This window comes from Clostridium neonatale, from assembly GCF_900465025.1.
GTDB lineage: Bacteria > Bacillota > Clostridia > Clostridiales > Clostridiaceae > Clostridium > Clostridium neonatale.
The window spans coordinates 408,034-420,569 of sequence record NZ_UICR01000001.1 but is presented as its reverse complement, the minus strand read 5'-3'; the positions used below and the strand labels follow the sequence as shown (position 1 = coordinate 420,569).

Annotated in this window: 9 protein-coding genes; 1 reads left to right on the top strand and 8 read right to left on the bottom strand. The window is 28.5% G+C overall.

Translation table 11 applies throughout. The features are described from left to right. Position 1: 1 nt before the first annotated feature. The 7 genes from CNEONATNEC86_RS01945 to CNEONATNEC86_RS01915 all read right to left on the bottom strand — a co-directional run bounded on the left by CNEONATNEC86_RS01945 (position 2) and on the right by CNEONATNEC86_RS01915 (position 9,218). The gene (locus tag CNEONATNEC86_RS01945; protein ID WP_058293437.1) at positions 2-1,093 is read right to left on the bottom strand and encodes a DUF871 domain-containing protein; all 1,092 of its coding nucleotides are present in this window, start codon (positions 1,091-1,093) and stop codon (positions 2-4) included. A gap of 12 nt (positions 1,094-1,105) precedes the next feature. Beyond that, a complete protein-coding gene (locus tag CNEONATNEC86_RS01940; RefSeq protein WP_058293438.1) occupies positions 1,106-1,999 on the bottom strand; it encodes an N-acetylglucosamine kinase in 894 nt (297 codons plus the stop codon). A gap of 38 nt (positions 2,000-2,037) precedes the next feature. Further along, entirely contained in the window at positions 2,038-2,343 is a 306-nt protein-coding gene (locus CNEONATNEC86_RS01935; RefSeq protein WP_058293439.1) for a PTS sugar transporter subunit IIA, read from the bottom strand. 46 nt (positions 2,344-2,389) lie between these two features. Next, a complete protein-coding gene (locus tag CNEONATNEC86_RS01930; RefSeq protein WP_083498697.1) occupies positions 2,390-2,749 on the bottom strand; it encodes a PTS sugar transporter subunit IIB in 360 nt (119 codons plus the stop codon). A gap of 152 nt (positions 2,750-2,901) precedes the next feature. After that, on the bottom strand, positions 2,902-5,667 hold the full coding sequence (locus CNEONATNEC86_RS01925) for a sigma-54-dependent transcriptional regulator (protein WP_125149499.1): 2,766 nt from the start codon (positions 5,665-5,667) through the stop codon (positions 2,902-2,904). A gap of 154 nt (positions 5,668-5,821) precedes the next feature. Then, positions 5,822-6,949: an N-acetylglucosamine-6-phosphate deacetylase gene (gene nagA / locus CNEONATNEC86_RS01920; protein ID WP_058293441.1), complete on the bottom strand. Its 1,128-nt coding sequence runs from the start codon at positions 6,947-6,949 to the stop codon at positions 5,822-5,824. A gap of 235 nt (positions 6,950-7,184) precedes the next feature. After that, positions 7,185-9,218, bottom strand: coding sequence for a methyl-accepting chemotaxis protein (locus tag CNEONATNEC86_RS01915; RefSeq protein WP_159135452.1), 2,034 nt, complete (start codon positions 9,216-9,218; stop codon positions 7,185-7,187). Positions 9,219-9,613: 395 nt separating this feature from the next. Here CNEONATNEC86_RS01915 and CNEONATNEC86_RS01910 point away from each other — a divergent pair, with 395 nt between their 5' ends. After that, complete coding sequence (locus CNEONATNEC86_RS01910; protein WP_159135451.1) at positions 9,614-10,930, top strand: 6-phospho-beta-glucosidase; 1,317 nt, start codon at positions 9,614-9,616, stop codon at positions 10,928-10,930. Between the two features lie 54 nt (positions 10,931-10,984). On the opposite strand, the gene CNEONATNEC86_RS01905 is transcribed toward CNEONATNEC86_RS01910, so the two are convergent. Then, positions 10,985-12,331 carry an aminotransferase-like domain-containing protein gene (locus tag CNEONATNEC86_RS01905; protein ID WP_058293443.1) on the bottom strand — a complete coding sequence of 449 codons (1,347 nt, stop codon included), beginning with the start codon at positions 12,329-12,331 and terminating at the stop codon, positions 10,985-10,987. Positions 12,332-12,536: the final 205 nt, after the last annotated feature.

The following is a 12,536-nucleotide window of genomic DNA, read 5'->3' as shown; positions in this document are numbered from 1 at the left end:
ATTATTTTTCTTCTATAAAACCAAAACTACTCCATGGCTCTATATAATCTAATAGGAATTTTTCTTCGTCAACTATTTTCCCTATAACATTAGTTTTACCTTCGTTTTTCATTTCCTTTAAGGCTATTTGAAGTTCTCCTGCATATCTAGTATACAAATCAGAATCTATCAAAATATCCCCTCTTTGAATATTCGGCGTATTTATAGGAGGAAAACTTTCATTTTTATACTTAACTCTGCTTTGAGTAGATCTTATCATGTACTCAGAAACATCACCTCTATTATAGTGATATTCTTCTAATACAATCTTTCTATCTAACTCTCTAGCACTTTCATCAAATTTGACTTTGAATGTTATTTTTTCCTTATTAAGTTCGCTTAATAATTTTAGTTCCTCTTCACTAGCAAAAGAATTAGCTATTATAATATCATCCACAAAGCCTGTTGCCATTAAATGTTTTGCTTGAACATCAATTGGAAGCTCCCTATGCATTTCTAATGTACATAGTCCCTCTGATACTGGCCAAGGACCATATTTTGCACTTGGAGAATTAACAAATGCTGCTACATTAATCCCTAGTTCTTTAAATTGTTTTGAACATTTAATGAAGTGATCTAATGACAGTCCTGTATATCTATGTGGATAGAAATTATGACATCCATATAAATTATTTAAATTAGCTTTATATGATAATATATTATCTATATATCTTGTACCATTGCTTACATTTAACTCTATTTTCAATCCATATTCATTAAATGACATTATAGCTTCTTCTTGGCCACTAAATCCCATATCTAGTCTTATACCATCTAATCCCATATCTTTGAATACTTTTAAGTCATATATAGATGCGCCTAAATTCTTGAAGATAGTTGGATCTAAATCTGCAATAACTTCCATATTTTCTTCTTTTGCAGCCTTAAGCATAACCTTAAATTCACTTATTACATCATCTACATTCTTATCCGCCACAGATAATAAACATGTAAAAATTCTTTTAAAGCCATATTTTCCTGCCAAATGAATATAATCCACTATTTCATCTATTTCTGTATGATTTGGATAAACCGAAATTCCTAACCTTTTCATTAATAATCACCTCTATTTACTTTGGTTAATGTATATATAGTATGCTCCCTTGGTTGGTGAAATATCATCATCTACTATTTCATCAATACACATATTTTCTCTTAGATAATTTTCAAAAGCGCTTCTAACAACTTTTGCTTTTCTTATTACGCCACCAACTAATGCTACTGAACAACTTTCAAATCCTAACTTTTTGTATAACTTTTCTACTGTTTTAGCTAGTTCTATTCCTTGCTCACATAAAATATTTTTAGATATATAGTCGTCGTCTTCTCCAAGTCTTGCAACTATAGGGGCTATTGATGCAATGTCGTCCTTAGTTGATGAATATACAAATTCAGTAATATCATTAACACATTCAATTTGTAATTTTTCTAATATGCTCTTTGTTAGTTTTGATTGTGGTAATGATTCTTCTTCTTCTTTTATCATTCTTTGGATAGCACATATTGCCACTTTATATCCGCTACCTTCATCACCTAGAAGATTTCCCCATCCACCACATCTTGAAGATCTTCCGCTATTTATACCAAACGCAATTGATCCTGTTCCTGCTATAGTTAGAATTCCATCTTTTCCTTTTAACATAGCTTTTAAAGCAATCTCAGCATCATTCATAACTTCTACTGTTACGTTTATTTGCGACTGTATCTTTTCTTTTATTAACTTAGAATTATTCCCTACTTCTGCTCCAGCTGCCCCGATATAAATTCCATCTAAATCTTCACAACCTAAGTCAGAAGCAATCTCTGTTATCGCATCTGATATATTAGCTAAAGCTATTTCCGTATTGTTTAATAAATTTCCAAAACCTTTTATAGAGCTTTTTATACATTCACCATTTAAGTTATAAGCTGCTGCTTCTGTTTTTGTACCTCCAGCATCAACACCTATTACATACTTCATACTAAACCCTTCTTTCTTACTCAACTGGAAAAGTAATTCTACTTACTTTGAATTATTTCGTGTATATCTATCAATTCTACTGCTAAATCCTTCAAAGTCATACTTGTCATTAAGTGATCTTGTGCATGAACTAATAACAATGATACTTCTGCTTTATTTCCTGCTGCCTCGTTTTGTATTAATGAAGTTTGAACCTTATGAGATTCCACTTGTTCTTTATCTGCTTTCTCAATTAGCTCTTTAGCTTCCTCTATATTACCTCTTTTGGCAGCCTGAATTGCTTCCATTGAATAACTTCTTACTTCACCACTGTGTAATATAAGATTCATTATTATTTCTTCCATAACTATTCTCCTTCTATGCTACGTCCAAATACTCTGTAATATCTTATTATTTAATAAGATCTAATGCTTGTTTTAACACTTTTTCACCATTCATTGTTCCATAATCTACTGCATTTATAACTTCTACTGGTATGCCTTTAGATTCTACACTCTTTTTTATTTTTGATAGTAGAAATCTTACTTGAGGTCCCAACAATATTACGTCTGTATCATCAATTCTGTCTTTTAGTTCAGCTTCTGCAGTTGCATTTATTTCACATTCAATTTTTTGATTTTCTGCTGATGCCTGCATTTTAGATACTAATAAACTTGTCGACATTCCAGCTGAACATACTAATAATATTCTTTTCATGATAACTTCCTCCTTATTATTTTTATTTACACTAATATATATAGCAATTATCATGCCAAAGTCCATAAATCTTATCTTCCATTATAAATGCCTGTAATCGTCATCTTAGGTGTATTATTAACTGTGTAATTTAAGTTATTTAGTGTGTAATATATAAATACACACTCTTTATTTTACACACTATGATGATTATTTTACACAGTTTATTAGTTCTCTATAATCATCCTTACTATATGAGCTAATTCATCATCTCCAACATTAATTTTATAAGTATTTTCGATTAGCTTAAGTGCCTTTTTAACTAATATAAACTCTCTGTTTTTATTATGTCTGTAGTTTTCTAAGTCCTTAAACTTGACTTCTTTCTTTCCATTTACTAATCTTTCTATTAAGAATGCTGTGTGAATTAAAATTCCAATTTTAATTTCATGTTTTATTTTGATTTGCAAACTCTCTTCTATATTAGTTATAGTATCTCTTATATTTGCAACCATATTTTTACAATTGATATCTTTTATGTGTATTTGCCCTTCTAATGATCTTGTAATCTTTAAAAATTCTTGTTCAACTTCAATTAAATTTTCTAATTGTTCAATTCCTTTATTCAAAAACACTTCTTGAGCTGATATAAATGGCACTCCATCTATAAATATATTTACAGTACCAACTATAGCAAGTATTGTGTATTTTTCTTTTAATGTTTTTACTTTCTTCAAAAAGTCCTTTTTATCTAAAATGTTTAATGGTATTACTTTAATCTTGTTAGAATCATTTAAAGATGAAAGTATTCTATCTTTTATTTTTTCTGCTGCACCTTCTCCTGTAAAGCATGTTGTTATTATTGCAAGTTCTTTATCAACTGTATAATCTTCTTTTTCCATCTGTATTGATAATCTTCCTATCTCTTGACAAGAAGTATATATACTTTCAAGATTCCTACCATTTAAAGCCTTTCTTCCCGCTTCAAGTACTGTTAATGTTGTAACCATATCTATTGTTTTTATTTGTATTCCTAACTCACTTGATATAATTTCGCCAAAATTAATTAGAGACCCCATGTCAACCAGCATCAACACGCCTTTATCATTTTTCATTTTTGATATTTCTTCTTTTGCAATTTGAAGCATATCTTCTGCTTTCATTGTTAATGGCATATCTAATGCTTTTACATATTCTTCTCCAATTAATGTATTAGCAACTTCAACCATACTTGTTGCAGTATTTCTTCCATGCATAATTACTAAGACGTTTACCTTTTCTTCAAGCAGCTCATTATTTTCTTCTCTACTGGCTGCTAAAAACATAGTTATATAACCAATTTCATCTAGTGGTGCTTCTATATTAAATTTATTTTCTACTATTTTGACTATTTCCATTGCTACCATAAATTCTTCTCTGTATTGTGCTCTAATTAAGTTGAGCTTTGGATGACGTATTTTTATTCCTAATGTCATTCTTTCAATACTTCCTTGCAAATGTAAAGCCAATCCAAAATAAACCTTTTGTTCAAATTCTCTGTTTAGTTTATTTGATGCTATTTGTAACATCTCTTCAACTATATTTATTAGCTTAATATCGACTACTTTTGAAAGTTCACTTTTTTCAATTTCATTACTTAAGCTACTTATATATTTTTTAAAATGTTCTTCTAAATCAATGTTTAAAAGATCATTCATTTTTTCTTCATCTATTCCTTGTGCCTTTAACTCTTCCATTTTCTTTTCTATCATGGAATAAAAGCTTAAGTTCGTTATATCCTTGTCTGAATCATTTTCTAAATTCAGTGGTATTAAAACATCTTCTTTATTTGAAAATTGTACAATATCACTCATATTGTTTGATATTTTTTCTACTTCTTTTCTATGTGACTTTAAATTTATGATTCCTTTTTGAACTCTTGATTGTAGTTCACTTTGATCTATTAATATGAAATTACTTTTATTAACCTTATAATTTAAGAATGCCTTTGCACATGATAATTGTACATCGCTTCTTAATTGCCCTATATTGTTATTACAATCATAAAGCAAAAATGATATTATTGAATTTTTGCTTATATATATGCTCTTTCCGAGTCTAACCGACTCTTCTTTAATGAAAGATTCTAAAAGTAAGTATCTTTCTTCTAATGTTCTCTCTCTTAATGGCGGTAAAATTATTGTCATAGGAATTCTTCTAGTGAAAGTCTTTAACATAAATGATTGCGGGTCTTCAGTAGTTGCCGAAATTATTTGAACTTCAGCTTTTATTTGTTCTTCTGTGTCTCCAAGTCTTCTAAACGTTCCTTTATCTATAAATGTAAATAACATTTCCTGACCTTGTGGAGATAATCTATGTATTTCATCAAGAAATAAGATTCCACCATCTGCTTTTTTTAATAGTCCCTCTTTGTCTGAATCCGCACCTGTAAATGCTCCCTTTTTAACTCCAAAGATCTGTGCAACAACTAATTGAGGATTATCAGCATAATCTGCGCAATTAAATCTTATAAATGGTGCATCTTCATCTATAACTCTAGATTCCTTAGCAAATGAATACATCATTTCTGCAAATAATGATTTTCCCACACCAGTTTCACCTAAAATTAATGTATGGAGTCCTCTTGGTGGATAAAGCATTGCTGCTTTAGCTTGCTGTATAGGTAGCTTTAATGATAATTCTGCACCCACAAGTCTATCTAAGCTATCTTTTTTTACAACTAATTCATCTTCTCTTTCTCTTTCTTTTATAACCTCTTCTTCTTTTTCTTTTCCAGTATCAACATCTTTGAGCTTAAAACTACTATATAGAACCGGTCTTCCGTTCGATTTATTAACCCTTTTTTCCTTATATAAATTATTTAAATATCTGCTTACATTGGCTCTATCCATTTTCATATATTCACTAAGCTCATATGCACTTATTCCTCTATTTTTTTTATTTTCTAAATATACTAATGCCTCTATAATTTTCTCTTCTTTTCTTACATCCATATAAGTCCCACCTTGAATAGAAATCTAAAGTATAAGCAGTTTTTAATATAAGCTGTGGCAAAATCCACCTTATCTTTTTACCACAACTTATAAATATTCATAAATTAATCTTTGTTATTTTTTCTTAAATATATTATGTCAAACTACTTATAATTTAGAACTTCTCTTTTCCATTAATAAATACTTTTTTAATGTTTATATTATCGTCAAATAAAATTATATCTGCATCGTATCCTTCTTTTATTAATCCCTTATGATCTTCAACTTTGCAATGTCTTGCGCCATTATATGTTGCCATTTTAACTATTTCATTTAATGGAAGTTTTGAATTCTTATATATGTTTCTTACTGCTTTGTCTAAAGTTAAAACTGATCCAGCTAATACTCCATCTTCAAGTGTAGCAACACCATTTTTAACAGTAACTTTTTGTCCTCCTAATGAATAGTCTCCATCTGGCATACAGCAAGCCATCATAGAATCACTTACAAGTAAAACCTTATCTGTTCCTTTTTGCTTATATGCAACTCTTAAAGCGGGATATGATATGTGAATACCATCTGAAATGGTTTCTGTTGTAATATCTGTATCAAATGTAGCTCCAACAACTCCTGGACTTCTATGTTTGAATCCTGTCATTGCATTATATAAATGTGTGCTATGAGATGCTCCAAGTTTTATTGCCTCTATACACTCTTCATATGTTGCTTTAGTATGCCCTATAGAACATACTATTCCTTTTTCAGAAATATATTGGATTAATTCTCCTGCACCTTCTACTTCTGGGGCTAATGTTACTGATGTAATCACATCTTCATATCCATCGCTTATTTTCTTGAAGTTATCAATAGTTGGTTCTAATACATAATTTCCATTTTGTGCTCCAAGTGCCTCATAACTTATAAAAGGTCCTTCTAAATGCGCTCCTAAAACTTGCGCTCCTTCAGTTCCATTTTCCTTTGATTCTTTTATAGCTTTTAATGAATTTCTTATTTCTTCGATTGAAACAGTCATTGTAGTTGGTGTAAATGATGTAACACCATGTTCTACTATTGCTTTCGAAATTTTATTAATTGATTCGACTGTTCCATCCATGGTATCACATCCACCTGCTCCGTGAATATGTACATCGATAAATCCTGGCGCTAAGTATAATCCCTCAGCATCTAATACATTGTCATCCAACGTATCTGTGTTTATTTCCTTTATCTTTCCATCTTTAATTAATACTGATCCTTTTTCAATCCTATCGTAATATACTATATTGCAATTTTTTATTAACATTGAAATCTCACTTCTTTCTATGTTTTTTAAACTGGACATTACCATTTCTTAATTTTATTATAATTTCTTCAATAATAAAAAGCAATAATATTTATTGCTTTTTATAATAAATCACTATTTTTTCTTATATGTTTATGTTTTCATATTCTTTGTTTATTTTTTAAGAATGTTATTCAAAAATTTTTTTCAGAGTCCAATGTAATTACCAATTTCTAATTAATTATCTTGTAAAATTTTATTCATGTTTAAATTGATTCAATTTTTCTGCTAAATTATTACTATAATCAACTATTTCTTGTGATAGTGCATTAAGTGTATTTGTAATATTTAATTGCTGTTGAGTATATGAAGTTATTTCTTCTGTTGAAGCAGAAGTTTCTTCTACACCAGCTGACAAACTACTCATTGAGTTCAATATGATTTCTTTCTTATTAATCATATTGTTATTTAATGTTGATACTGTTTCTAATAATTCATTTAATGATGATACTCCATCAAAAATTACGTCAAATGAATTTTCTGTTTCCTTAACATTTGTACCCTGAGTATTAATCACATTATTAACATCAGCAACACTATTTACTGTATCATTAATTTTATCTTGCATAGTTGAAATAATGCTTTGAATGTTTGATGTAGCTTCTTGTGACTGTTCTGCTAATTTTCTTATTTCATCTGCAACAACTGCAAATCCTTTACCATTTTCTCCAACTCTTGCAGCTTCAATAGCAGCATTAAGTGCCAACAAATTAGTTTGTTCTGAAATATCAGTAATTAGTGTTACTATATTTTCTATTTCCTTTGAGCTCTTACTTACATTCTCAATGCTCTTATTTATTTCATCTGTTACTTTTACTGCTGTATTAGAACTTTCAACTAGATTATTAACTGTTTTTAATCCAAATTTAGTTTTTTCTTCTAAGACAGAACAAGAATCTTTCATATTTATTAATGAATTTGAAACTTCTTCAATTATAGTTGATAATTCATCTGTTTCTTTAACAACTGTATCTGTCTCTTTTGCTTGCTCATTTGAAACCGATGCTACTTCTTCCATAGTTAAAGCTATTTGATTAGCTGATGACTTAAATTCTCCAAAAGAAGTATTTAGCTTGTCATTTCTTTCAGCTAAAGAATTAAGAGTATTTTTAGTATCTTTAATAGCTACTGCAAAATCATCAATCATTTTGTTATAAGAATGTGATATGCTTTCTAGCTCATCAGATTTATTCTCAGACTCTTTTTTAACCTCTACCTTACTTGTTAAATCACCAGTTCCTGCTTTACTCATTGCATTCTTAATTAAAGAAAGCTTTTTAGTTATTCCATTTACTAAAAATAAAATTACACCTATACTTATAACAGTCATTATAACCATTATTGTTATTTGTACTCTTCTTGTTGCTTCTGTTACATCTTTATGTTCTGTTGTACTAATTAAACTTATCATTCTCCAATCAGTTCTTGGTACATCTGAACTCTTATAATAATATTTTAAATTGTCTAATGTGATTTCGCCTTCTGTTTCACCACTTTGACTTATGATATTTAATATATCCTCATTCTTGCTTTTTGAATATACTTGAGACATATCTTTACTATCTGATAATATGGTTCCATCTTTTGATAGTAGAATTGAATATCCTGTTTTACTGAATTTTCTTTCTGAAAAATAAACAGACATATCTTCGTAAGCAACATTCATTCCAAGTACTCCAACAACAGTATTACCATCTTTTATTTTTCTAAAAATGGATAATGTCATTTGATTTGTTAATGGATCGGTATATGGTCCAATCCAAATTGCATCTTCTTCACTTTCTAATGCCTTTTTATAATATTCATCGGGTATAACAGTAGTTAATCCTGATGCATTATAATCTACATCCGAAATAATTAAATTGGTATCTCCTGATTTAAATACTGTACTTGTAATTACTTTATTTGCTCCTTTTAATCCTGTTAAAATTCCCATACAGCTTGTATAATCTTTTGTTTTTAGCGAATTTTGGAATATGTTGGTCTTTTCCATAGTTGACATTCTATATTCTATACCCCAAAAATATTCATCTAAAGACTGTAATGCATTATTATACCCGTTGTTTAAGTCAGTCTTTATTACTGTCTTTCCATAATCACTTATGTTTTTAATTCCGATAAAACTTAGTGCAATCTGTCCTATAAGTATTACAGGTATTAAAACACACAACATTTTAAATTTCAAAGATTTTCCTAACTCAGGATTTAATATTTTTTCATTCTTATTCATAGTTAACCTCCCCCTTAATTATTCACAAAATTCTGAATAGACTAAGTTCAATAAAATATTGCTCTCCCACCTTTATATATTTTCACACTGGACATTACCACTTATCGATTATATTATAATTTCTCAGACAATAAAACTCAATAATATTTCTTAAAAAATATTATTGAATTCCAATTTTACATGTATAATTATGTTTTCACAATTCTTTAAAAAATTTTAATCTGTAATTACCACATCGAAACTTTTTCTTTTTTAAGTTTTTGTAGCACTATATTTTTAAATGTTCATTTAATAATATAAAACTGTACTAGTATAATCGCATTTTTATCTTCTTGAATAAAACTATCTATAGATATAACATGAACTTAAAGAAGTACTTAAGGGAGGTTTTATATATGAAAGATAAAATTAAAATAGTAACAATTGGTGGTGGATCAAGTTACACACCCGAATTGATAGAAGGTTTTATTAAAAGATATGATGAATTACCAGTAGGTGAAATATGGCTTGTTGATATTGAAGCTGGAAAAGAAAAATTAGAAATAGTAGGAGCTTTAGCTAAAAGAATGGTAAAAAAAGCTGGTGTACCTATAGATATTCATTTGACTTTAGATAGAAGAGAAGCATTAAAAGATGCTGATTTCGTTACAACTCAACTTAGAGTTGGTCTTTTAGATGCTAGAATCAAGGATGAAAGAATACCTTTAAGTCATGGTGTAATTGGTCAAGAAACAAATGGTGCAGGTGGAATGTTTAAAGCGTTTAGAACAATTCCAGTAATATTAGATATTGATAAAGATATGGCTGAATTATGTCCAAATGCTTGGCTTATTAATTTCACAAATCCTGCTGGAATAGTTACTGAAGCTCTTCTTAAATATGGGAAAAACAAGAAAGTCATTGGATTATGTAATGTTCCAATTGGTATGGAAAAAGCAGTAGCTAATCTTTTAGATGTAGACCATAGCCGTATTAATATGACATTTGCCGGATTAAATCATATGGTATTTGGAAAAGAAATTTACCTTGATGGAAAAAATGTTACCGAAGAAGTAATCAATTCAATTGCAGAAGGTAAAATGGGTTCAATAGTTAAAAATATTAAAGACTTTGAATGGAGCCCAGAATTTATTAAGGCTCTTGGAATGATGCCTTGCCCATATCACAAATATTATTTCCAAAGAGAAGATATGCTTAAAGAAGAATTGGCTGAGTTCTCTAAAGGTGAAACTAGAGCAGAAGTTGTTCAACGCCTAGAAAAAGATTTATTCGAATTATATAAGGATGAAAACTTAGATATTAAACCACCTCAATTAGAAAAACGTGGTGGTGCATATTATTCTGATGCTGCATGTAGACTAATTAATTCTATTTATAACAACAAACGTGATATTCAACCAGTTAACACGCGAAATAATGGTGCTATTGAAGGAATTGATGATAATTCAGCAGTAGAAATTTCATGTATTATAACTAAAGATGGTCCAAAACCAATAGCTACTGGAAAACTTCCTGTTGCAGTAAATGGTCTTGTTCAAACAATAAAATCATTTGAAAAATTAGTTGTAGATGCAGCTGTTGAAGGAAATTATAATAAAGCACTTCTTGCATTAACAATTAATCCACTAATTTCATCAGAAAAAACTGCAAAAATATTGTTAGACGAACTATTAGAAGCCCATAAAGATTATTTACCACAATTTAATAAATAAACTTTACTTAATAATAGGAATTTAAATGTTTAAAGCATTTAAATTCCTATATTCTTATATAATTGCCAATCTTAAAATTTCTTCATAAATAATATTTAATGCTATTTTTAATTGATCAATATTTAACCTGGCACTACTTACCCTTATACTATTATCAAATTTATTTATATTATAATAAGCTTCTACATTTGATGATACAAATACATTTCTTTTCTTTAAATTCTCAATTAATTTATCACAATTAATATTTTCATTCAAAACTAATGTTGAATAATATCCAGAAACTCCTCCTATCACTTTAACAATATCTTCATCCCACTTAGAAGTTATTTTTCTAAATGTTCTTAAAAGGTCTTTTATATTTCCAGCAAGTATTGTTGTATGCTTTTCATATATATTGCTTTTTATATATGACTCAAATGTAGCTTGAGAAACTAATGAAGGCATATAATATGAATAGTAATATGAATAATCAATCCATTTTTCGTATGTATCAATTAAGCTATCAGGAATTACAGCAACCCCAATCCTTATATAAGGTATTGTTTTAGAATAGCTTTTTAAATATATACAGTTTTTTAACTCTGAATAATAATATATTGGTGAATAGTGAGACAAATTACATAAATCCGAAAAGTAATCATCTTCAACAATATATACATCATATTTTTCTGCAAGCTTAGCAATTGTTTTTCTAGTTTTTAGAGAATAATATGTTCCTAATGGATTATGATTTCTAGGTATTGTATAAAAAAATTTGATTTTTTCATTTTTAAATATTTCTTCTAATTCCTTTAAATCTATTCCATTTTCATCTCTTTTTATAGTTTTTACCTTTATATTATCGGCTTTTAAAAAATTTATATAGTATATATATGATGGCTCTTCAATAAGTATTGTATCATTACCATTAGGAAATGGCATTTTTGATAATAATGTTAGTACTTGCAAGACTCCTTGTGATATATATATATTTTTATTCTTACAATAAATATCGCTTTTAACTAATAAATCAGGAAGTATTTCTAATACTGATGGAACTCCTCTTGATCCTCCAGCTAAAGAAATATTACTATAGAGCTCTACTGCTGAATTTAAACAATGCTGAATATCTACTACTGGGATGTTACTAACTAATGGATTTCCAGTAGACAAATCATATATACCTGAACTTTCTTCACAAAAACGCATAAGATTATCTGCTACAAAAAAACCTCTTTGAGGTGAAGAATATACTATGTGTTCCTTGCATAATGTATCATAAGCTTTGATAACAGTTCCTTTACTACAATTATATTTTTCACACAATTTAGTAATAGACGGCAGTTTGTATCCTTGAAATATCTTATTAGAAACTATATATTTTTTAATATCTTCTGCTATTTGTTCATATATCTTCATATTAATTCCGCCTCCTCTAAATAAAGTATACTATATTTTGTAGTAGTTTAAACTTCTCTATAATTATATTCATTTACCAAATTTGAATATACTTGCATACTATCTTCTTTATAATTACTACTTTCTAATTAATTATCTTTAATAATATGTAAATTTTATAACTAAATAATAAAATGCACACATTTTCATAAAGTCTAATTATGAT